Source organism: Paenibacillus canaveralius (assembly GCF_047238265.1).
Classification (GTDB): Bacteria; Bacillota; Bacilli; order Paenibacillales; family NBRC-103111; genus Paenibacillus_F.
Window position 1 is genome coordinate 2,278,803 of record NZ_JBDFMM010000001.1, and the last position, 22,806, is coordinate 2,301,608.

A 22,806-nucleotide genomic window follows, 5' to 3' on the forward strand; every position below is an offset into this window, starting at 1 on the left:
CAGACATTAAAAAAACTTAATGCCCGTCTGTTTTTCGTTTTCTTCGGCGCCTTTGAAAAATTGCTCGACCAGTTTGTCCAGCCTCACGATCTGATGACCGTAGTCATAGATCCCGGAAGCAACCACAACGAGCCGGTGCAGGTCCCCGGTGCTGCTGGAAGCGTCCGTTATGAGTCTCAGGAAGGCGTCGTTTTTGAGATCCATCGCTTCAAGCTTCTCGTAGGACTCGTTCTTATACTTCTTCTCGAATTTCATAAGCACATACTCATGATATTGGGTAAGGGCTTCCAAGTGCTCGTCGACGAAGGCGTTCATGTTTGAAGTGCGTGAAGCCTGGAAATAATGCTCTTCGACCAGCTGTAAAATATCCACGCCCTTGCGCAGGGTATGAAGCATCTGCTTATAGACGACAAGCCGCTTGGACTGGCTGTATTTCAGCCGCTTGAGCTTCTTCTGTTCTTCTTCGAAGAGCTTGTATTTCTCCTCCAGCCGGAACAGCGCGCCCACGACGCCGTCTTTCGTCTCCTGAAAAACGGATTCTTTCATTTCATTGGAAATGACGGTCCTCTGCAGCGGCGAAATCTGACTGAAAACGCCGTGCACTTCTTCCATAAACCGCTTCTGCCAGTTAGGCGGGAAGAACAGCACGTTAATGACGAAGGCGGACCCGACTCCGAGCGAAGTGAGCAGGAAGCGGTTGACGGCGAACCACCAGTGGCCGCCGGAAGCATCCATGACCGCGATAACCGTTACGAGGGTGAGGCCGATGTTCGCTTCCATTTTCATTTTAAGACAGATCATAATGGCCAGAATACAAACGATTCCGATGGCTATCGGGTGCTTGGGAAAGAACGTACCGGCGACGAGCGCGAGCGCGGCTCCCAAGGTGTTGGTTTGCAGTCTGATCGAGAAAATATCGCCAGGACCGGTAAATGGACGGCTGCAGGGCGAAGATCGCGGCAACCGCGGCAATAACCGGGGCGGTCGTATGCAAAAGCATACTTAAGTACAAAGCTAGAGTGACGGCCATGCCCGTCTTTAACATTCTGGCTCCGAACGTCACATGCAGTAACTCCCTTCAGATGGTTCGAGATGACGAACTCATTATCGCATTGCAGGAGCGGACTAGTCAATCGGCCGGAAAATTACCGGCGGAGCGGGCCTTGAGAGCGGCGTGAAAACCGTAAAATCCCCCCTGCTGCAGTCAAAAGCTGTTAGTTTCACATACCCGCGGGAACGGTTATTGAAAAGGTGTAGAGGCTGGGAGGCATAACATGGAGCTACTATTAATCGTCATCTATTTAGGGATCGTACTGCTCGTTATTGAAATTTCGGCGGTACTGATGATGCTGACCGGGCTGGACAACGAAATCGCCCGCTTTCAAGTCACTTCCCTGCTGACAGGCACGGGCTTTACCACACAGGAATCCGAGCTCATTATCCGGCATCCGGTTCGCAGGCGAATCGGTATTTTTCTCATTTTGTTCGGCGTATTCTCTCTGGCCGTTATCATTACACTCGTGTCCAACCTGCTTGAAAAGAGGTTCCGGCTGCCCGAGCTGCTTATCATCACGGGTATTCTGGTTTTACTGCTGTTCGTTCTGAAAATGAAGCCGATGCACAAACGGCTGAGCAAAAAGCTTCATGCGCCTCTGGAGGAAGACGAAGGCGTGGAGGAGCTGCCGGTAAGCGAGCTTTTATACAAGGACGAAGAAGACTGGATCACCGATATTCCCATCATGGAAAATTCCGAGTACGAGCATTGTCATATCGACGAGCTCTGTACGGAAGAAGAAGACATTAACCTGCTCTTTGTGCAGCGGGGATCGCTGAGAATCCGGAGACGGAGCAAAAATTCCGATACCACCATCGAAGCGGGGGATGTTTTGTACGTATACGGGAACAGAAAGCAGATTTCGGAAAAATTCAGCAAAGAACTGGAACACAGGCACGAAAATCTGATCGACGAAAACAAGGCCGTTTCTCTCTTGTGACGAAACTATTCCTTCTTCCATGCGTTTAAATAATATGGAAAACCTTAACAAATGGAGATGAGGGATTTGGGATGAAGAACAAACGCGCGGACCGCTTGCGCAAAGCGGGGCTCTTTACGGTGGCCGGCTCTCTTGGAGTCGGTCTTCTGCTGCCCGGAAATATCGGTGCGGAACCGGTGTCCGCTCCTGCATACAGGTTTCAGGAGGAACCGAAAGTCGTATCCGGAAGCGCACCGGTTCCAGCAGCCGAAATACCGGATAGCGCCAAGCTGGAGAAAGAGGCCAAGATTACGAAAGAGCAGGCGATTGCCAGGCTGAGAGAGTTGTTTCCCGACCTCAAGAAAGCGGAAGTGTCGTCGGCGAAGCTGGACGATTCGGCGGACGGCTATCCGCCCCTTCCGGGACTTGCCTGGACGATTTCCTGGTCCGTGACGCAAGGAAATTCCACTACGTCCTTCCACAGTAGGGTGGATGCACGGACCGGAGATGTTCTGTCTACCGCTATTCCTGACGACCGGCTTCAAGAAAAGGAGAGTTTTTATCCCCCGGCGGTCAATCAGGAGAAAGCCGCTCAAATCGCCCTGGACTTTGTGAAAAAGGCGGTGCCGTCCCTGGAAAAAGAAACCCTTGAACGTTATTTTGCCAACGGATCACAAAGCGCGCTGTTCGGGCCGCTCTCTTACGATTTGTCATTCAGGCGTAAAGTGAACGGTTTGTTCGTCGATTTCGAAGGCATCAACGTTCGGGTAAGCGGGGACGGCCGGGTTACGGGGCTCAACGCCAGTTTTCACAGAGGCTCGTTTCCTTCCGCCGCCCCTCAAATAACCTCGGAGGAGGCGGCCGCCAAGTACAAGAAGGATTTTACGGTCGATTTGCAGTACGTGAAACTTCATAATGAATCGGGTCCTGAAGAATGGATACTCGGTTATGCACGGAATCCTTTGTTTTATATGCCTGTCGACGCGCAGAGCGGGGAGTATGTGTCCACGGGAATTTATACCGCCTACGGGCCTTCGGCTTATGTGGATATCCCGAAAACCGGCTCTTCTTTCAAAACGCATACGGGAGCGCCGCTAAGCGCGGAGCAAGCGGCAGAACGCGTAAAAGCGACGGGTTACGTTCCGGAGGGAAGCAAGCTGGTTCAGAAATTTGAGCAGGAAGACTGGCGCGTGCCCGGACAGCTCGTCTGGAGTCTGAACTGGGAGGACGAAGCCGAAAACCGCGACAAATACAGTGCGATTGTCGATGTCCGGACGGGGCAAATCCTCGAACTAAACGATAACGGAGTCTATCCGCCCTGGAACCGGAATTCTAACGTGAAGGCGCGCAGCATTAAAAAAGAAACCGCGGATGCGAGAGCGCTTCAATTGATTGATAAGCTCGTTCCGCAAGCCTCTGAAAACTGGAAGCTGATCAAGAACGATTCGATAACGAACCAGGCTTCAAGTCAGAAAAACGAGCCGTTTACGTACCAGTTTCAGCGGGTTTATAAAGGAATTCCCGTTCAGGATCAGCTCATTATCCTCAATCTCCACGGAGACGGGAGCCTGTATACGCTTCAGCTTCCTTACGAGCAGGAAGACATCGGTGAGGCTTTAAAGGCGGTTAAACCCGCTGCCGTAACGAAGGAAGAGGCCCTGAAACGTCTGCAGGGCGACGGACAAGTAAGCTTGGCCTATACGATGAACGGGGCTTTCTACAACAGGGGCGATGAGAAAGACAGAAAACTGCTGCTCGTTTACCGGCAGGTCACCGGAGAGGAGACGATCCAGCAGGTACTCGATGCGTCGTCCGGCAAGCTCCGGGATTTGAGACCGTTCAGCCAACCGGCCGCCAAGCCGCCCGAGGCAAAGGATATACAAGACCATTGGGCGCAAAAAGAGCTGGCCGAACTCCTCCGGCTCCAAGTTCTCGTGCCCGGCGGGGACGGGAATGTGAACCCGGAAGCCGTTCTTACTTACGGGGATTGGCTGACGATGTTTGCCCGTGGAATCAGACCGGTGCCGTTTTACGGGGAGAGCTACCGGAAGGCCGAAGCGCTTTATGCGGATGTCCAGCCGGGGAGTCCCTACTACGGAGCCGTCAGTCTGCTCACCGATCTGAACCGGTTGAAGACAGACCCCGAAAAGAAGCTCGGTGTGGATGAGCCTTTGACGCGCGAGAAGCTTGCCGCGGCGCTTGTCAACGAGCTGCGGTACGAGAAGCTTTCCTCCCTGCTGAATAAACCGATCGGCAAGCTTGGGGTAACGGACGAAGACGTTATCGGGAATAAAGCCGATGTTTTCCTGGTCATGAAGCTTGGCCTGATGCGGGATATCGGGGGCGAGTTCCGTCCGCATGATAAGGTAACGCGGGCGCAGGCGGCCATCGTTCTTTTGCGGATGGCGGGGCTTCAAGGCAGAACGGATCAGCCGATAGCCTATTAGCCGGCGTCCAAGCCAAGAATGGCGGCAATGAAGCGGATCCGGCCTCGCAGGGGCGTAAACCCGCTGGCCCGTTAAAGAATGCGCAGCGAGGATGACCGGTGCGCGGAGTCCGGAAATGAGGGCAGCATAGCGACAAAAAAAGCCCGGCCAGAGTTATTCAGGCCGGGCTTTTTTGCTGTAGACCGATATGCCGCGCGACTCTAGTTCGTGAACGGCTGGAAGCGGAGGCGGCTTATAATCAGGCTTCGATAAGCCGGTGCAAAGGATCAGTCCGCGGGGCGTCATAACCTGCTGCCAGGCATACGCTCGAGAGCCCGGCGCCGGAGGCGGTTAATTCCGGCCCTACGCGCCGCACCGCGGCGAAACTCCGCTCCTGATGCCGGAAACAGCCGCAATCCGAACGGGCAAAGTCCGCGCATGGCGGCTAGTACGTGCTGCGCGCCCGGCCGGGCAGTCTCCGCTGCAGCCAGCGGAGGGCGCGGGCCGCGTCCGGCTCGATGCAGGGGCGCATCGCGGCGGCGAACCGGCGGCCCGACAGCGCCGCCACGATCGCGGCCGCGGCCGCACATGCCGCCGCAAGCGCCCCGGCGGTCCCCGCCGCTCCCGCGCCCATCAGCCGGGCCAGCAGCTCCAGGAGCCCCGCTGCGCCCAGCAGCTTGATGGCGGCGCCATGGAGCAGGAAGACGTAGACCGTCCGTCCGCCGAGGACGGTCAAACGGCTTTCCGCGCGCGGGAGCAGCAGCAGGAACGCAGCCGATGCGGCGGCCTGCGCCGCGTAGCAGCCGAGGCGCAGCAGCGTGCCCGCCGCGGCCGGGACACCGAGCTGCGCGTAGCCGGCGCCGCCGGCGAGCCACTGCGCGGCGCTTTCCGCGCCCGCCGCGTGCCAGAACGCGGGCAGCGCCAGCAGCAGCAGCGCCGCAGCGGCCCGGATCGCGAGGCGCCGCACGGCCGGGCGCCGCCGGGGCTCCCGTTCTTCCCGCCAGTAGTAGCCGGCGAGGAAGAACGGGAAGAACACGAGCGTGCGCGTCAGGCCGAGCCACGCGCCCGCTTCCGCCGGCAGGAAGCCGGCCGCTACGCCGAGCAGGATGGCGGCGGCCACCGGGTGCTTAAGCCGGGTGAACGGGATGAGAAGCAGCTTCCAGCCGAAATGTGCGGTAAGGAACCAGAGCATCCAGTAAGGCAGCCAGAACGAATACCGGATGCCGGGGCTGTGGAGCCAGAACAGATCAAGGACCGAATACAAGGTCTGAAAGAAAAGATACTGCAGGGCGATCCGCAGCATTCCGGCTGCCGCTTCGGGTTTCTGCCAGTAGGTTTTGGCGAAATAGCCGGTTACCAGCACGAACACCGGCAGATGAAACGTGAAGATGGCGGTCACGACAGCCTGCGCGGCTTCCGGCAGAGGCGGGAGGGTTAGCAGCAGGTTGACCAGAACGACCAGCAGGATCAGGAAAAAACGGACATTTGTGAAATAGACGGCAGTATGGTTTCGCATGGAGGTCATCTCGCTTTGTGCAAATTTTTGTTCGGTTCGGACTTTCGTTGTTTCTTTTTCTATAGTAGAAACGCCAGGCAGCCAAACCTGCCGGAAGCGGCTGTTACGGGTAGTTGGCTTTCTAAAAAAAGTATAGAACTTCTTGGTTGAAGTAATTGTGATATTATTCACATGCCCTTATTAAGTAACGGCTTTCATTATGAAGAATGCTTGAACATGATTATTATCACTTATTTTGGGCTAAGTGTGATTAATATCACATACATACCTCCCGAGGGAGGACTATACTAAAGTCAGAAAGAGAGAACAACACACGAAAGAAGGTGAAGGAGCCATGAAAGAGACAGCTGACCCGCAAGTTCAACAAGGAAGATGCCCGCAATGCGGTTCCGGTATTCCGATCGTGAAAAAAATCAAATCCTCCTGGATTTGCGAAGACTGCCGGTTAAAGCCTCTGATAACCAGAGCTGACGGCTCCGCCGGCTCATCCGAACTTCCTGAATGATTCGGGAAGGGAAGAAAAGCTTTCTACGGCCAAGAATGTGAAAATATTCACAAAATAAATTGCGAACTCGAAAGGATGCGAGTATCATGACCGCCCTTCATCTTGTAAACGCGGCACCTGCACACTGTGAGGCATGCGGCGCCCGGCTTCAGCAGCACCCCGAAGGTTATAAAGATTTATGCTTCGACTGTGTGCAGGCAGGGCAAATCGGCCGAATGCAAGCGGCCGGCAAAACCGGACTTCCTCTTCCTCTGGAAGCGGAATGCGGATTGATCGAGCAGTACTGGCTCTAAAGAAACGGAAACACGCAAAACCATCATACAGAATACGCAGCTTGAAAGGGGAAATTTATATGTTTAACTGGTTAAGAACGAACGTCTACGCGGCAGGTCTGATGCTCATCCTCCGCTTTTATCTCGGATACGCATGGATTACCGGAGGATGGCACAAACTGACGGGCGGATTTGACGCCACGGGCTTCCTGAAAGGCGCGGTAGCGAAGCCGGTTATGGATAAAGCGACCAACGAGCTGGTCTATCCGACATTCACCGCGTTCCTCGAAAACTTCGCACTGCCGAATGCCAAACTGTTTAACGTACTGATTCCGCTCGGAGAGTTTCTGGTAGGACTGGGTCTTGTCCTCGGCGCATTGACAACGGCGGCAGCATTCTTCGGAGTCTTGATGAACTTCATGTTCCTCTTCGCAGGTACCGTAAGCACGAACCCTTGGATGATCCTGCTCGGTGTGATCGTCATCGCCGCAGGAGCCAACGCCGGCAAGTTCGGAGCCGACTATTACATCCTTCCTTACCTTCGCAAGCTTCTCCGCCATCGCGGAGACCACGGCGCAAACCCGACTCTCGGGGGAGGCAAGACACGCGCTCATATCTGACCGAACGATAATGCTTACCGAAAAAGCCCCGGATACCGGGGCTTTTTTGTGATAAACGGAGAAAGAATGAGCACCGGACAGCCTGATGAAGCAACGATAGAATGAATGGGGTTACATGGCACAAAATGGAATCGGGCTGTCCACCGGATTTGTTTACAGGCCCGATTCGCGGAGGTAACATACTCTCAGGGTCCGCCGGATCCGGCTTCGGAGCGCTTGTCCGGACGCCGGAGGCGGTTCTGTCATCATCTTCATCTGCGCGCTTAATTCTCAAACGAGAAGCGGGGGACCCACATTTCTGGGGTGAATCGGAATCCGTATCCGTAGGGGTCTCTCAAACCCGAACCCGGCAGCTAACCTCGCAAGCGTTATTGGGAGAAAAGGAGTGGAAAAGGAAGAATGGACGCACGAATTATCCGGATTGAACTGTTCGAATTCGATGTACCCTGCTGCTATCATTATGCCAAAGGAACACTGGAGAATTGCCGGTACGGGCTGCTGAAGCTTACGGACGAGGCGGGAGAGACAGGCTGGGGAGAATGCTTGATGGCGGTGAACGAGAAATATTTCGACCTTGTGACCTGGGCCCGTTTCCTGTACCGGCTACAAAAAACGACGACGACGCAAGCACTCGATATCGTCCGTTTGAACCGCGTTCTCTGGGGAAATGTCAAAGCGGATCTCGCCGAGATGGCGCTGTTCGATCTGATATCCCGGTCACGGCGTAAACCGTTTGTGGAAGTCCTCGGAAGCTACGGGGGAGCCGGATATTACGGGAGCTGCGGCCGTTCCGTTACGAGCTCATTCAGTGCCCGGCCGGCGGCGGTCCTGAATGAGGAAGGCGGCCTACGGTCCGGCCCGGAACCGCGTTACCGTTCCCGCAGCGGTGAGGTCGCGCGCATCGAAATTGCCGTTTCGGCGCAAAGCTCCGCTAATGCGCTCCGGACGGAGCGGGAGATTCACCCGGGATGCGGCGGATCTCTGCTGGATGATCTGCGCAGCGCGTACATGCTTCGGCAGGAAGGAACGGCTCTGGCGATGCATAAAGATTATTTGATCGGTCCGGCCTGCTGCTTGTGGGAGCATACCGCTGCGGTGCTGGGAGCGGACTGGCTGGAAGAAGGCGGCTATCCCGAACCCGCGCGTCTTGCCCCGGTGCAGACTTGCGGGTATATCGGTACCGGATTTCAGTTGGACCAGCCGGCGCTTTTCGAGCAATCCCGGGCCTATTTTATCGTTTTGTAGACCGGACGTTTGCTTTTTAGTGGGAAATTCGCCTACAATAATACCAGAATTCCCCTGAAAGGAGAGGTTCTCGTGTCTGCTAACGAATTCGATAACCTGGAAACAGCCAAAAAAACACGTATTGTTGTCATCGGAACGGGGGCCGTCGGTTCCACTACGGCGTATACCCTGCTGCTCAGAGAGCGGATGTCCGAACTTGTCCTCATCGATTATAATCACGCGAAAGCGAACGGGGACGCACTCGATATGAACCACGGCCTGCCGTTTACCGGCAGGGTCAAAGTATGGGCGGGAGATTATTCCGACTGTGAAGGCGCCGACATTATCATTATTTGTGCGGGTGTCGCGCAAAAGCAGGGGGAAACCCGTCTCGATCTGCTTAAGCGCAACGTGGACATTTTTAACGGCATCGTCGAGAATGTGACGAAGTACAACCAGACAGGTATTCTTCTGGTGGCGACCAATCCGGTCGATATTATGTCTTATTTTACGTGGAAAAAGTCGGAATGGCCCGTCAACCGTGTCATCGGCTCGGGAACTTTGCTGGACAGCGCGCGTTTCCGTTATTTGATCGGCGAGAAGCTTCAAGTGGACCCGCGCAGCATTCATGCGGCGATTGTCGGAGAGCACGGGGATTCCGAAGTGCCTCTATGGAGTCTGGCGAATTTTGCCGGTCTGCCTCTTGAACTGAATCAGGATGATAAGGACGAAATTTTCCGGAATACGCGGGACGCGGCTTATCAGATTATCGAAGCGAAGGGATCGACCTATTATGCGATCGCTTTGGCGCTTGACCGGATTTGTACCGCGATTCTGCGCGATGAGGGAGCCGTGCTCAACGTATCGACGTTCGTCTCCAATTATCACGGGATGTCAGACGTGTATCTCGGGGTTCCGTGTATTGTGGATCGTACGGGCGTGCGGGAAGTCATTACGCTGCCTCTGAGCGATGAAGAAGAAGAGAAGCTCCGCAAATCGGGAGCGAAAATCCGGGAAATGATCGAGTCGATTTCGGAACGCCTTTAGGCGGAAGATAGATGAACTCATACAGGGCATGCTAATAAAATGTCAAACGGGCGGCTGATTTATCAGCCGCTTTTTTGCAGTTGTTTTTGTTTGTTGTGCAGGTGTTTTTTTGGAGGGAAATACGTTTGATTGACAAAACGACTTAACAAAACTTATAATTACTTATAAATCATTAACAATTACATGAAATCACTTAAGGGTGTGCCGATATGTTTCAGGAAGAACGAATCGAAGCGATTATGGACTACTTAAGGGATCATCAGCGGATGGACGTGAAGGAAATCTGCGACAGGTTCGACGTGTCGCGGGACACCGCGCGGAGGGATCTTGTGCGGATGGATGAGCAGGGGCTGATTGTCCGGACACGCGGAGGAGCCATGCTGCCGTCGATGAACCGCGCGGTGACCGCTTATAAGGACCGGATGCAGAAAGCGTCGGACGAGAAGCGGCAGATCGGCCGGGAAACCGCCAAGCTGATCCGCGACAAGCATTACTTGTTTCTCGACACGTCGACGACGGTTGCGACGGTCGCCGAGCATATACAGACGACGGACAATGTCATTGTGACGAATTCCATCGATATTGCGGCGAAACTCGCAGACAGTAAAAGCTTCAAGGTCCATATGCTCGGCGGGCAGCTTGATCTCGAGCACCGGTTTTTGTTCGGGGCGACTGCGCTGGCGCAGTTGGGGGATTACTACGTGGATTTGCTGTTTCTCGGCGCCTGCGGGATCAGCCCTGACGGGCTTTCTTACCCGCATGAAGAGGACGGCTCCATTAAGCGTGAAATGATTCGCAGAGCTGATCGTGTCGTCGTTTTGGCGGATCACACGAAATTCGGCAAACAGTTGTTTTATAAAGTTGCCGGTATGGAAGATGTGGATGTGATCGTAACGGACCGGGAGCCGGAAGAAAGCATACTCCGCCTGCTGGAAAGGCATGATGTGGAGCTGCTCATCGTAGAGGGGGATACTCAGCATGATTAAACTGATCGTAACGGATTTGGACGGTACACTCATGAATGCCGATTTGGAGGTCGCGGAACCGGATGCCCGCATGCTGCGCGAAGCGGCTGGGCAGGGCGTGCAGATTTGCATCGCATCGGGCCGGCTGTATCCCGATATCCGGAAGATTATGGACCGGGTAGGCGTCGGGGCTTACGGCATCAGCCAGAACGGGTCTGCCGTCTACACCAGGGAAGGAGAGCAGCTTCACGCCTCGCATTTCCCGGCAGACCGGGCGTCCGATCTGTTCGAGATCGTCTCGAAGCGGGAACTCGTCTTCTTCGTTTGCTGCTCGGACGAGACGATCCGCCTTCACAGAAGCACGGACGCTTCCAGGCCTTACGAGGAGCGCCAGTTGAGCCCGGTTCATCTTCAGCCCGATATCGGCGAGGAAATCCGCTCGGGACAGGTGAAGCCCTGCAAACTCTCCCTGTTCGGCGATATGGAGAAGCTGCTGTCTTTCCGCGAGGAGCTTATGCAAAAATATGAAGGCAGCGTGGAGGCCGTCATTTCCGATCATGACTGTATGGATCTGATGCCCGCGGGGGTTTCCAAAGGAACCGGCCTGGCCCTGCTGCTTAAAGAACTCGGTCTCCGGCATGAGGAAGCTGCCTGCATCGGCGATTCTTTCAACGATCTGCCGATGTTCGCCTTGACGCCGCACAGCTTTGCGATGATCAAAAGCCGGGACGAGGTAAAAGCGGGAGCCGGTCATACAACCTCGTCGGTCGCGGAAGCGGTGACGGCCGTCCTGGAGCACAACCACGGCGGCGTTGGCCGTAAGGCGGCGGGGGCGAAAGCCTAAGCCGGAACCGTAAGCGAAACCGAAAGCAAAACCGAAAGCAAAACCGAAAGCAAAACCGAAAGCAAACCGAAAGCAAAACGGAAACCGAAACCAAAACCAAAACCGAAACCAAAACCAAAACCAAAACCAAAACTAAAGCTTAAAGACGGTCAGCGCACGTCTATGGCGGACGCTCGGCGGGCCGGAGTTTCCCGGCTTGCGAAGCCAGCCCCGGCTCTTCTTTCAGCCGGCGGTGTTCGTAAGCCGGAACGGACCCCGCAGGAGCGTAATCCCCCGCGGAGAGGCATCTTTTCGCAGCGGGAGCGTAATCCTGCCGGTCCGCAGGCGTTTCGCGGGGAACCGTCCCCGCGTGCTCACGCGGCGCGCAGTACCCTGTGTGCGGCGCGGCACGATAACGGCCGCAACGCGAAAAGGCCCGTCCGGGATTTCCCGGGCGGGCCTTTTAACGACGGTCGGAAGCCGGATTGCCGCGTTTTTAAAGCTGAACCGCAAGGCGTGATCAGGCACCATCCTGCGGTCCGGCCCATATCCTGATATCAATTCCGGTTATTCATTCCATAAGAATACCTGATATACAGGAGGATGCGGCATGAATCTGCTTCAATCGATTGAACATGCGTTCGGCGGCTTAAAAAAACCGACGATGAACGAGCTTAGGGCAGGACTGGAAGCCTTAGCCCTGACGAAGGACAAAATCGCACCGCACGTTACCGAGCCGGACCGGCTGGCTTACGGCCGGCATGTGCTGCTGCGGACAGCCGATGTGGAGGTCGTCGTGGTCCATCTGCCGGGGCACGGCAAAACGGCTATTCACGATCACGGTTCTTCGATCGGCTGTGCCCGCGTTATTGAAGGCGAGATGCTCAATGTGTGGTACGAATTGGACCGGGGCGGGTATCCCGAGCCTTTTATGGCGGCTACCGTCGCCAGCGGTGAGTGCATGTACGCCCCCCGCGGCCAAATTCACGAAATGCGCAACGAACATAAAGAGCGGATTGTAAGCCTTCACGTATACTCGCCTCCGTTAACGGGGACGAAAGCGTATCTGCCTTACCGTGAGGTGCTTGACTTCGTGATCTGATGTTTGCGCGTGTTTTGCCTCGCTGCCGGACTGGCACGCCACAGTCCGAAGATACACGTGAAGCAGTGAGGCTGGCAGCGGTTTTAGCAAAAGAAAAAAACAAAAGCCCCGGCGCATCCGGGGCTTTTTGAGCGGCTTTCAAGCGAACGGAGATCCGTCCGGTGCTATATAACGGCATTCATTCCGGACAAAACGCTATCCGGAAATCGTTTTATCCGGCTTTTTGGGAAAAATCACATACGACAGCGTAATGGCGGCGTCAACAGCCAGTATGAGGCTCCACACTTTCAAAACGGAGGCCGCCGTCTCATGGTTTACGATGCCGGCCAAGACTAGGCGAATAGCAAGCGGGCCGGACGGTTCGGGCGGGAGCGATTCCTCGGGAAGTATTCCATAAACCGCGATCAGAACGGCCGTAACGGCGGCATAGAGAACAAAATGTACCGAGAAGTTCTTCAGCTCGCGGCGCGTATGGGCGGCTCCCGTTAATTTCGGCTCGGCGGGAGGAAGCTCGTGTTCCGGAATTCCCCGCCATTTTGCGGTTTTTCTGGCGATAAGGGTATCCAGCTTGCGTAAATCGCTCCGTCCGAAAAACAACGCGTAAGCGAGAAAAATCAGAATCACCCATTGGAAGGTTTCGAATTGTCCGGTACGTCTGTAATCCAGGTACCCGATGGCCGCCATCCACAAATCGCTCAGCAGGAACAGCGCAATAAACAGCTTGCTCAGTTTCCTGTAATTCCAGACGTAGCGAAGCAGGAGAAAGCATACGATGCTGCCCCAGAAAACCGCCTCTCCTCCGATAAAAAACGCCCACTTATACTGTAAAATAAAATCCAACAACTGACGATCACCTCCGCTTCATGTCTATGCATTGGAGAATAACACATCACGCAGCGTGAGGTTCAAGAGAAAATCGTCCGCTTTTTTTACATCGGGGTCGGCTCGACGTGCACATGCACATGACCGACCTTGTGCTTGCGGAGCATCCGCTGCTCCACATCTTCCGCGATATCGTGGCTCTGGGCGACGGTAAGCCGGCAGTCCACGACGATCACGACGTCGAGCAGCACCTGGTTGCCGTGAACGCGGGCTCTGACGTCTTCGATTCCTTCCACACCGGGTGTTCCGGCAATCGTCTGTTTATAGAGCACGAGCTTCTTATCGTCGAAGCCGTCCGTTAACGCGTGGGCGGCATCGATGAAAATGCCCCAGGCCGTTTTGCAGATCAGAAAGGCTACGAGAACGGCGGCAACGGGATCGAGCCAGGGAAGCCCGAGCCGCGCTCCGATAATGCCCGCGAAAGCGGCCAGGCTGACGAAAGCGTCCGAGCGGTTGTCATAAGCGGCGGCCAGCAGCGCTTTGTTGTTGATCCTGCGGGCAAGCCGGATATTGTACGCGTACACGCCGTACATAACGGCCGCGCACAGCAAAGCGACCCACGCGGCGAGCATGCCGGGGGCTTCCAGCTTCGGGCCCGCGAAAGAGCCGGCCGCCTGAATGAATACTTGTATGCCGACGGCAAACATGATAAAGGAAGCGACGAGCGCCGCAATGGTCTCGGCACGGAAATGGCCGTAAGGGTGATCGCTGTCGGGCGGCTTGCGGGAGATCCGCAGGCCGATCAGGACAGCCACGGAAGCGATGAGATCGGTGGCGTTATTAAGGCCGTCGGCCGTGAGCGCTTCCGAACCGGCCCGGTATCCGATGCCGAGTTTAAGCACGGTCAGTGCGATATAGGCGACAATGGATGTCCACGCACCCCGTTCGCCTTGTTTTAAATCGTTATATGCGTCCACTTGCGCTGCCTCCATAGCCCTGCTTAGTTCTGGACTTCTATCGTACCGGACGATAACCGTGTGGGTCTAGAGAAACAGTGTTGACCAGCGGCTGAAAACATGGGCGGGGTCCACTATGTTGGTTCGGGACAACTTTCGCGGGAGCGCAGGCAGCGGGCTGTTCCGGCACTTATTCGCCGGGGGGTGGAATGAAACCGAAAAATTCTTTACAATAGGGTAAGGTATTTAACCCCGCGAAATTTCAGATAGCGTTGTTTTGATAGAAAATGAGCCGGCTGCTTGCAAGCCGGTCTACAAACAGGGTTACGCAAAAGGTTGTATTTTGACCGGTTAGGAGGTATCAGCATGATTCGCAGAAGCACTCTGCTCCTGATAGGCCTGCTTATGGCAGGATTGTTAAGCGGTTGCCTCAGTACGGACAGCAGCAAAGAGGCCGGTGCGCCTCAGGCGCCGGTACCGACGGCGACTCCCGAACCGCAGCCGACGGTCAAGCCGGGGCCGGACACCAAGAAGGATACCCCTTCGGAGTTCCAGATCCAGACCAGGCTGCTCGATTTTCATCTGATCGATGATAGGACAGGCTACGCCTGGGGCGTGACGAACGAGTCTTTACGCATGTACCGGACGCTGGACGGCGGGCAGACCTGGCAGAACGTGTCTCCTCCGTCAGCCGGTAATTTCAAGTTCTCACCGGGCTACGGACAGGCTATTTCCTTCCTGGACAAGCAGAGGGGATGGATCGTCCGCAGCGACATGGAGGGCAGAAAGACCACCATCTGGCAGACGGAGAACGGGGAGGAAGCTGGAAAGCCGCCGAGCTGCCCGAACAGATGAACCCGGTCGTACTGGATTTTCAGACGCCGCAGAACGGCTGGATGCTCAGCATCACCGACCCGTCCAAGGCCGATTCCGGCCACGTCCTGTACTCCACTTCCAACGGGGGATCAACCTGGCAGCGGACAGCCGATGCCGATCTTCCCCAGGAAGGGACCATTACCGGACTGACTTTTCAGAATCTGCGGACAGGCTGGCTGTCCATGGAAGTGAAAGGACAGCCGAAAATGTACCGGAGCGAGGACGGCGGACGGACGTGGAAAGAAAGCAAAGTAATCGCCAGTGCCCGGAGCAGCGAAGCCTGCGAGGTGGTGGACGTGCTGCAGCCCGTTTTCTTCGGGTCGGACCGGAGCAAAGGCTGGATTCCGTTCAGCTGTCCGAGCAGCGAGGCGGATCAGTTTCACGGTTTATTTACCGACGACGGAGGCGTCAATTGGAGTTACGCGCCTTTCAAAGTCGGAACCGACAAAGAGTCCAACGCGTTCACTCTGCCTTTTTTCCTGAGTGAGACGGACGGATGGTACCTGGATAAAAATATCGTGTATCACTCGACCGACAGAGGCAAAACGTGGGCACCTCTGAGCGAGGATAAGATCTTGTCGAGAACGTGGAGCAAATACCCTCAGTTGACCCAGCTCCAATTTATTTCGGAAAATGTGGGCTGGATTCTTCTCGAAACGAAGGATCAGAAGAGATCCGTTCTGGTGCAGACCAAAGACGGCGGCAAATCGTGGTCCGTTTTATAAAAAAATAAGGCTATGTTCATTTTCAATGTTAATGTTCAACCAAAAATATAACCGCCCTGTAAAGGGCGGTTATTAACTTTTTCAGACCGTCAAATCATTTTCTGATTTTATGTGAATCGCTTCTTGCAAAAGCCGTTGAAGGACAGCGGCAAAAAAAGCGATAACCAACGAAGAAAAAATGATAAGGAGTCCCAATAAACCAATAGGAGGGTCAACTTTCTTCGCAATAAAATGAATGAGCGGCATGCCTAATACATATAAACTGCTGATGGTAATCGCACAATGTTTTATATTCTTTAATGCATGTACGGATAAGGTTGAAAATGATTTGCTTTTATCCATATAACGCAAAAGATTGAAAGCTTGATAGAGAGCAAAATAGAAAGGGATAGCCGCTCCATACATAAGGATGAAAACGAAATATTTCACTGAAGCGATATTCGGGTATGATTCGGATGCGAAATTCGCTACATGAGGCACTAAAAATATACACAGAGCAAGAACTGGAATCCCCATAAGAATGACCGCTAATTTTAAAAACAATGTGGGTGCTTTTTCCATTTATAACACCTCTTTTTTATCCAGAAAATTTCTGATTGGTTTTTGAAGAACTTCTAAAATGGCTGCAACTATACTTGTTGCAAAAATAGCCATTAGACTTAGCGATATCGGACCCGCCGCGTCATCTCCTGTGGTTTTAGCAAGCACCTTTAAGTATGCTATCACTAACAAAATGAAGAAGATGATTGTAAAGGCACATCTCTTTATCACCTTCAAAGATTTAAGGGATACCTCGGAGAAAGCGTTGTTCCTTTCGATATAAGTTAATAGCTTAAACACATGATACAATGCGACAGAAAACGTCATACAGATTCCATACGCGCATACTAAAAGGGGATAAACCTGGTAATGGTAATCCGGATTTGCTAGGGCATCTCTCCTCGTTGCTGCAGGCAACCAATAGACACACAAAGCAAGCACTGCAATTCCAGCGAGAAAAATAATTACCTTTAAGAAAATGGTTGAACCTTGTTTAACATTCATTTAAAGCACCTCACTTATTTATGACAACATGATTTTAGCATGTGATATATCGTTTTACAATAATTCTATATTGTATTTTATTATATTGTTATTGAAATTTTCACAAGAAATAAGTCTCGTCCATTTCGACAATACCTTGGAATGCTTCGGTCAGGACCTTTTTTAGCGCAGCAAGAAACTAATATATTGGCCGAAACGTACGACGACTCTATTAGGACAATGCGGGCAGACCAGTCCCTTTTTGTGCTTTTGCTCTTGAATCTCATCAATTACTCGAATAGGTTCCATATCCTAAGATTTAACATAGCCGAAATAAAAAACACCCGTCCGTAAAGGCGGGTGTTTTTGGCTGCGCAGGAAGAGCTGTCCGGATTTTCGGGGCCTTCTACTGCTTCAGCAAAAATTCGTTTCCGTCGATATCCTCGAAACGCGCATAGGTTCCCCAAGGCATCTTGTTCGGCGGTTCCAAAAAACGGACGCCTTTGGCGGACAACGTCTTGTAGGTTTCATGAATATCGTCGCATTCGAAAACGATGGCCGCCTTCTGCTCCTCCCAGCCGGGCATCATGGCTTTCGGATAAAGCACGAGGCGCGTCTGCGCGCCGGGCGGCGCCACTTCTATCCAGGACGCGTCGGGACCCATCGGATGGTTGGCCCTTTCGGCGAACCCGGCCTGTTCCGTCCAAAATTTGAGGGATGCCTGCTGCTCCTTGACATAAACCGCAATCGTGCCCGCTTGTTTGATCATGGTTGTCCTCCTGGAGTATACTCGAAATAGGGTCTGGATAGTGTATCCAGCTCAAGTATAGTGGAGCTTCCGCCCAAGATCAAACCGGCGAAGGGAAGCGTACGCTTGCGAAAGCGCGCATCGTTCGGCAAGATGAGGGCCGAGGCCGTAAATGTCAGATCCGTGAATCACAGCCCAGAAAAAAACGGGGAGCGCAGACTCCCTGAAACGACCCGAGGAGTGATGGAAGCCATGAACTCAAACTTAACGCACAAAAGCCGTATGCTGATGATGACTGCCGTTATGTCCCTGCCGCTTGCTTTGACGGCATGCGGCTCGGATTCGAAACCCGCGCCGGCTCCCACAGCCGCGCCGACCGTTTCCGCCGCGCCGACTCCGTCGGCAAGTCCGGGCGGCAGCCCGGCTCCGAGCACAGCGCCGACTCCGTCGGCCAAGCCGGAAGAAGGGGATTCGGCCGCTGCCGATAAAGCGGCGCAGGTCAAAGGCCTCATGGAGCTGGCGCGCAAAGGTCAGATTGCCGGCGTGGAGTATGCCGCCCACACGGGACTTTTTGACGAGGTAGAGAAGAAATGGGGCAAGCCCGACAAGCAGGAAGGGGCGGGGAAAGGCCAATATGCGACTTATGAGAAACGTGGAGTCACTTTCGGCTTCAACAAAGGGATGCTGATCTTCGATGTGCGTTCCTACGATAAAGCCCTCCGGCAGCTTGCTCTTGCGGATATAAAACAGACGCTGGGCGAGCCGGCGGAAGTAACCGTCAACGGGGGCGATACGATTTATACGTACGCAGCCGGCAGTCAGTATCAGTTGAAGTTCGTCATTCCTAAATCGACCGGCAGGGTGGATCACATCTCGGTGTACAGCCCCCAGGATGCCAAAAATCTGATGGCCGGATAAAAGACGGGCGGTTCCCTCCGAGGGAGCCGCCTTTTTTAATGTGTCCGAATGATTAAGAAGCGGCGCGGCAGGTAAATGAAGCTTGCGGGCGAATTTCAATGTATACCGGTCTTTTTATACGGCTTTTTATAAGAGGGAAGCGGGGCCGGAACGAAGTTCCTAACGGACATACTAACTTACTCATCGACGGAGGTGCTTATATTTATGCATTATTTGGCGGATAAGGATCGCTACGGTTCCATGGTTTACAATCGGGTGGGACGTTCCGGCTTGAAACTGCCGGTCATTTCACTGGGATTGTGGCACAATTTCGGCGGATCGGATTCATTTGAGAACAGCCGGGCGATGATCAGAAAAGCGTTTGATCTCGGTATTACCCATTTCGACCTCGCAAACAATTACGGGCCACCACCGGGTTCGGCGGAAGAAAATTTCGGCCGTATACTGAAAACGGACCTCGCGCCTTACCGGGATGAGCTCGTCATTTCTTCAAAAGCCGGATATCTCATGTGGGAAGGCCCGTACGGGGAGTGGGGCTCCCGCAAAAATTTGACGGCAAGCCTGGATCAGAGCCTGAAGCGGATGGGACTCGATTATGTGGATATTTTTTATTCCCACCGCTTTGATCCCGAGACGCCGCTCGAAGAAACGATGATGGCGCTGGATTCGATGGTCCGGCAGGGCAAAGCGCTCTATGTCGGCGTGTCCAACTACACGGCGGAGCAGACGGCCGAGGCGATCCGTATTCTGAAGGAGCTGGGCACGCCGCTGCTTATTCATCAGCCGTCGTATTCGATGTTCAACCGGTGGATCGAAAACGGGCTGCAGGATGTACTCCAGGAAAACGGCGTCGGCAGCATTGCGTATTGTCCTCTGGCACAGGGCCTGCTGACGACCAAATACCTGGACGGCATTCCGGCGGATTCCCGCGCGGCCAAACCGTCGGTCTTCCTGCAGGAAAAAGACGTGACTCCGGAGAAGCTGGAGCAGATCAGGAGGCTCAACGAGCTCGCCGGCGACCGGAAGCAGACACTGGCCCAGATGGCGCTTGCCTGGGTGCTCAGGGAGGGACGCCTGACCTCGGCGCTGATCGGCGCAAGCCGGCCGGGACAGATCGAGGAGAACGCGGCGGTTGTCTCCGGCCTCCACTTCACCGCGGAAGAGCTGAAACTGATCGAGTCCGTACTAGCCTGAGCAGGCAGCTTCTTGCGATGCTCACCCGGCCGGACAAAATATTCCCATAACGCTGGAAGGACCCTGAGGGAAGTGTTATGATGGTAGTTGACTATTTTGGCTGTGCCGATCTACAAAGGGGGAAGAAACGATGGGCCGACGCTTTATTATCGAGTCCGTCCTGGTTGCCATATATGGACAACTGCTGGTACCCGGACGTCCGGTAGAATATATTTTGCCGTACTCCACCGTTGCCGAGTTGTACGAGTTGAAGGACAGCCTGGAGCCGGTTATGCCCGATCCGCAGGAGGACGCGCATGTTAAAGGGATGATCGGAGAGCTGATCACTTTTTTCGAGGACCCGCTGAACAAGAAAAAAATCGAACGGGCCCTGACCGTCCCGTGGCGTAAAAGCCCGCCGATCCTCGTGAACGATTCGGTCTCTTTTATCGTGATTAATTCCGTGGATAACGCTCATTACGGAGAATCGTTCGATCCGGTGGAAACCGAGCTGATTTTGACGGCCTTGCACGAGAAGGCCCCTATGCTGACCGATCAGGTCGAGCTGGTTGAAAAAATCATTCAGGCGGAAATTCCGGTACAGATATACGATGTGGACGACTTCGAGTTTGCGGTGGAAGAGGGCATATCCGCGGACGATTTCAAAAATTTGCTGTAAGGCGCCCCGCCCGTTCCGGGCGGGCCGTTACGTGAAAGCCGTTGCGTGAAGCCGCCGAAAGGCGGCTTTTTTCGTTGCGGCATGGTTCACCATCCTCACCGCGCTGCCGGGCACGGGATGCCGGGTGCTTGGCGCAGTACGCAGGTGAGAGCAGGATCCGCAGAAACACCGCGGCGCCTCCGGTGTATTGCACATTTTCACGCGGTGCCGTAGGATAGAGAGTAGACGATTTTCGAGCAGGATCGTTATAAACCGCACCTCTGATTCGACACCGAAGACCTTATCGCAAGGAGGACAAGACTATGTACAAAGCATTAACGATTGCGGGTTCCGACACCAGCGGAGGAGCCGGCATCCAAGCCGACCTGAAAACGTTCCAGGAGCGCGGCGTATACGGCATGACTGCCCTGACCACGATTGTCACGATGGACCCGCATAACGGATGGGCCCATCAGGTTTTCCCGATTTCCACCGAGGTGCTTGCGCCGCAGTTGGAGACGGTTCTTCACGGAGTCGGCGTGGATGCCATGAAAACCGGCATGCTCGGTTCCGTTGAAATCATCGAGCTCGTAGGCCGCACCATCGACCGCGAGAACGTCGGAAATGTCGTCATCGACCCGGTTATGGTCTGCAAAGGCAACGACGAGGCGCTTCATCCCGAAACGACCGTCAGCCTGCGCGACGTACTGGTGCCGCGGTCCACGATTGTGACGCCGAATCTGTTCGAAGCGGCTCAGCTTAGCGGACATGCCCCTCTGCGTACCGTGGAAGATATGAAGGAAGCGGCAGCGGCAATCAAGAAGCTCGGCGCCAAATACGTGCTCGTCAAAGGCGGCGGCAAGCTCCAGCACGACAAAGCGGTTGACGTCTTGTACGACGGCGAAACGTTCGAGCTGCTGGAATCCGACCGCATCGAAACGTCGAATACGCACGGCGCTGGCTGCACGTACTCGGCGGCGATCACGGCGGAGCTGGCGAAAGGCAAATCCGTGAGGGAAGCCGTTCACACGGCGAAAGCTTTCATCACGGAAGCGATCCGCCATTCGTTCCCGCTGAACCAGTATGTCGGCCCTACGCTTCATTCGGCATACCGGGTATACGGCGGCGGAAACTAAGCCGTCATTCGTCACTGCCGGACCGGCACATATTAAAAACCCCCGCATGCGGAGAAATCTCCGTATGCGGGGGTTTTTGTGCTGAACGACCGTGGAACTCCGCGGAGATTACTTGCGATTATCCGTTCCGCTGCTGCCGGCGTTTTTCGCGGCTTCACGGAACATGTCCCGCAGTGTATCGCGGTACTTCCGGTCGTCGTATTTTTCGTCTTTCCGCGGCTCGGGCGCGGCTTCCGGCTCCGGTTCGGGACGAAGACCGCGGCGCAGCGCTTCGCGGTAATCCATGTCCGGATGCGCTCCGTCGTCTCCATCGGCCCCACCGGCGGGAGCCGCAGCGGCTCTTTCGCCGGCAAGCGGCGCTTGAACGCCGGACGGCGTGCGGTCCGCAGCCGGGGTGTGGCCGGCTGCGGCCGCAGGAGCCGTAGACGCAGGAGCCGTAGACGCAGGAGCCGTAGACGCAGGAGCCGTAGACGCAGGAGCCGTAGCCGCAGGAGCCGCCGGTTTGTGCGGCGCTTCGTCTGCGGAGCCGGCTGCACTGCCGGCGTCTGCCGCTTGCGGCGGCTCGGCGCTGCGCTTGCGGTCCGCAAAGGGATGCAGACTGCAGCCGCGGCTCGGCCGAAGGGGCCGCGCTTTCCGCAGCACGGCTTCCGCCGGATGCAAGCATGCCTGCATCCGGCTGTGCGGCCGCTTCGTGCGGCGGCTCCGCCGGCAGCGGCGCCTCGGCAGACCGGGCTTGGGCCGCGGGACGGATGCTGCCGCCGCGCAGCGACGCTTTGCGGCCGTGCGTGTGGCCCGCATGCCGCTGGCTGCGTGGAGGCAGCTCGGGCTCGTCCTCCGGCTGCTGAGCAGGCGGAGTTAGGGACTCGTCAGCCGTCTGCGCGAAACGTGCCTCCTCCGGCTCTTCCGGGGAAGGAGCCGGAGCGTCCGGCCGTGCGGGGGCGGTTTCCGGCGCCTCGGAAGCTGCGGCGGGAACGGCTCGTTCCGGAGCGCGGTCTTCCACCGGGCGTCCGTGATCCGTGCCGGCATGAGATGCCTCCGCGAGGTCCGGTGAAGCGGCGGCTGCGGGTGCGGCGCCGATTGTGCCCGCATGTGCCGCAGGAGCTTCTACGCGCGGTTCGCCGGCTCCGGGAGCGCGGCCCTCGGTTAAGTTGCCGCCCCGGCTTTCCGAAGTTTGCTCTTCGGCCGGTTTCTCCAGCTGCCGGCTTTGCGCCGACTTGCGGAACAGCTTCAGATTAACCGGGATGAGAACCAGAAGGCCGATGACCACAATGGCCAGGAAATAAAATAAGTCCAACGGG

At 55.3% G+C, this 22,806-nt stretch carries 22 protein-coding genes, 1 pseudogene and 1 riboswitch; of the genes and pseudogenes, 15 read left to right on the top strand and 8 right to left on the bottom strand.

From position 1 onward, the window contains the following. Nucleotides 1–6 precede the first annotated feature (6 nt). Nucleotides 7–1,063, bottom strand: a pseudogene (locus tag ABC395_RS10765) (FUSC family protein). 211 nt (nt 1,064–1,274) lie between these two features. Here ABC395_RS10765 and ABC395_RS10770 point away from each other — a divergent pair. Then, nucleotides 1,275–1,994 carry a potassium transporter TrkA gene (locus ABC395_RS10770; RefSeq protein ID WP_413002895.1) on the top strand — a complete coding sequence of 240 codons (720 nt, stop codon included), beginning with the start codon at nt 1,275–1,277 and terminating at the stop codon, nt 1,992–1,994. A 71-nt stretch (nt 1,995–2,065) separates the two neighbouring features. Further along, entirely contained in the window at nt 2,066–4,420 is a 2,355-nt protein-coding gene (locus tag ABC395_RS10775; protein WP_413002897.1) for a YcdB/YcdC domain-containing protein, read from the top strand. Nucleotides 4,421–4,844: 424 nt separating this feature from the next. Here ABC395_RS10775 and ABC395_RS10780 read toward each other — a convergent pair whose 3' ends face one another. Continuing rightward, nucleotides 4,845–6,086: an acyltransferase family protein gene (locus ABC395_RS10780; protein WP_413002898.1), complete on the bottom strand. Its 1,242-nt coding sequence runs from the start codon at nt 6,084–6,086 to the stop codon at nt 4,845–4,847. 420 nt (nt 6,087–6,506) lie between these two features. Between ABC395_RS10780 and ABC395_RS10785 the strand changes: the two genes are divergently transcribed. The 7 genes from ABC395_RS10785 to ABC395_RS10815 all read left to right on the top strand — a co-directional run bounded on the left by ABC395_RS10785 (nt 6,507) and on the right by ABC395_RS10815 (nt 12,473). After that, complete coding sequence (locus ABC395_RS10785; protein ID WP_413002900.1) at nt 6,507–6,713, top strand: hypothetical protein; 207 nt, start codon at nt 6,507–6,509, stop codon at nt 6,711–6,713. Between the two features lie 59 nt (nt 6,714–6,772). Continuing rightward, nucleotides 6,773–7,312: a DoxX family protein gene (locus tag ABC395_RS10790; protein WP_413002902.1), complete on the top strand. Its 540-nt coding sequence runs from the start codon at nt 6,773–6,775 to the stop codon at nt 7,310–7,312. A 250-nt stretch (nt 7,313–7,562) separates the two neighbouring features. Then, nucleotides 7,563–7,695, top strand: a riboswitch (cyclic di-AMP (ydaO/yuaA leader). Between the two features lie 16 nt (nt 7,696–7,711). Then, nucleotides 7,712–8,557, top strand: coding sequence for a hypothetical protein (locus tag ABC395_RS10795; RefSeq protein ID WP_413002904.1), 846 nt, complete (start codon nt 7,712–7,714; stop codon nt 8,555–8,557). A 72-nt stretch (nt 8,558–8,629) separates the two neighbouring features. Beyond that, entirely contained in the window at nt 8,630–9,583 is a 954-nt protein-coding gene (locus tag ABC395_RS10800) for an L-lactate dehydrogenase (protein ID WP_413002906.1), read from the top strand. Between the two features lie 209 nt (nt 9,584–9,792). Then, nucleotides 9,793–10,569 (top strand): DeoR/GlpR family DNA-binding transcription regulator, encoded by a 777-nt coding sequence (locus tag ABC395_RS10805; RefSeq protein WP_413002908.1) that lies wholly within the window; start codon nt 9,793–9,795, stop codon nt 10,567–10,569. Continuing rightward, on the top strand, nt 10,562–11,392 hold the full coding sequence (locus ABC395_RS10810; RefSeq protein WP_413002910.1) for a Cof-type HAD-IIB family hydrolase: 831 nt from the start codon (nt 10,562–10,564) through the stop codon (nt 11,390–11,392). The genes ABC395_RS10805 and ABC395_RS10810 overlap by 8 nt, the downstream gene beginning before the upstream one ends. Nucleotides 11,393–11,981: 589 nt before the next feature. Then, complete coding sequence (locus ABC395_RS10815; RefSeq protein WP_413002912.1) at nt 11,982–12,473, top strand: cysteine dioxygenase; 492 nt, start codon at nt 11,982–11,984, stop codon at nt 12,471–12,473. Nucleotides 12,474–12,668: 195 nt separating this feature from the next. Here the strand turns inward: ABC395_RS10815 and ABC395_RS10820 are convergent, their stop codons facing one another. Both ABC395_RS10820 and ABC395_RS10825 read right to left on the bottom strand, forming a co-directional pair. Next, complete coding sequence (locus ABC395_RS10820; protein WP_413002914.1) at nt 12,669–13,313, bottom strand: hypothetical protein; 645 nt, start codon at nt 13,311–13,313, stop codon at nt 12,669–12,671. A gap of 89 nt (nt 13,314–13,402) precedes the next feature. Then, nucleotides 13,403–14,272, bottom strand: a complete 870-nt coding sequence (locus ABC395_RS10825; protein ID WP_413002916.1) for a cation diffusion facilitator family transporter — start codon at nt 14,270–14,272, stop codon at nt 13,403–13,405. Nucleotides 14,273–14,617: 345 nt separating this feature from the next. On the opposite strand from ABC395_RS10825, the gene ABC395_RS10830 reads away from it, so the two are divergent. Beyond that, on the top strand, nt 14,618–15,106 hold the full coding sequence (locus ABC395_RS10830) for a hypothetical protein (RefSeq protein WP_413002918.1): 489 nt from the start codon (nt 14,618–14,620) through the stop codon (nt 15,104–15,106). Continuing rightward, nucleotides 15,007–15,852, top strand: coding sequence for a WD40/YVTN/BNR-like repeat-containing protein (locus ABC395_RS10835; RefSeq protein ID WP_413002920.1), 846 nt, complete (start codon nt 15,007–15,009; stop codon nt 15,850–15,852). Before ABC395_RS10830 ends, ABC395_RS10835 begins: the two co-directional genes overlap by 100 nt. 81 nt (nt 15,853–15,933) lie before the next feature. On the opposite strand, the gene ABC395_RS10840 is transcribed toward ABC395_RS10835, so the two are convergent. The 3 genes from ABC395_RS10840 to ABC395_RS10850 form a co-directional block, all read right to left on the bottom strand. Next, on the bottom strand, nt 15,934–16,413 hold the full coding sequence (locus tag ABC395_RS10840) for a DUF2975 domain-containing protein (protein ID WP_413002922.1): 480 nt from the start codon (nt 16,411–16,413) through the stop codon (nt 15,934–15,936). Continuing rightward, entirely contained in the window at nt 16,414–16,896 is a 483-nt protein-coding gene (locus ABC395_RS10845) for a DUF2975 domain-containing protein (protein ID WP_413002924.1), read from the bottom strand. A gap of 385 nt (nt 16,897–17,281) precedes the next feature. After that, a complete protein-coding gene (locus ABC395_RS10850; protein ID WP_413002925.1) occupies nt 17,282–17,644 on the bottom strand; it encodes a VOC family protein in 363 nt (120 codons plus the stop codon). 231 nt (nt 17,645–17,875) lie between these two features. Here ABC395_RS10850 and ABC395_RS10855 point away from each other — a divergent pair, with 231 nt between their 5' ends. The 4 genes from ABC395_RS10855 (at nt 17,876) to pdxK (ending at nt 21,508) form a co-directional block, all read left to right on the top strand. Then, entirely contained in the window at nt 17,876–18,541 is a 666-nt protein-coding gene (locus ABC395_RS10855; protein ID WP_413002927.1) for a YjgB family protein, read from the top strand. A 204-nt stretch (nt 18,542–18,745) separates the two neighbouring features. Further along, complete coding sequence (mgrA, locus tag ABC395_RS10860; RefSeq protein WP_413002929.1) at nt 18,746–19,735, top strand: L-glyceraldehyde 3-phosphate reductase; 990 nt, start codon at nt 18,746–18,748, stop codon at nt 19,733–19,735. A gap of 130 nt (nt 19,736–19,865) precedes the next feature. After that, complete coding sequence (locus ABC395_RS10865) at nt 19,866–20,393, top strand: ADP-heptose synthase (protein ID WP_413002931.1); 528 nt, start codon at nt 19,866–19,868, stop codon at nt 20,391–20,393. Between the two features lie 302 nt (nt 20,394–20,695). Next, entirely contained in the window at nt 20,696–21,508 is an 813-nt protein-coding gene (gene pdxK / locus ABC395_RS10870; protein WP_413002933.1) for a pyridoxine/pyridoxal/pyridoxamine kinase, read from the top strand. Nucleotides 21,509–21,662: 154 nt separating this feature from the next. Here the strand turns inward: pdxK and ABC395_RS10875 are convergent, their stop codons facing one another. After that, a complete protein-coding gene (locus ABC395_RS10875; protein WP_413002935.1) occupies nt 21,663–22,802 on the bottom strand; it encodes a hypothetical protein in 1,140 nt (379 codons plus the stop codon). Nucleotides 22,803–22,806: the final 4 nt, after the last annotated feature.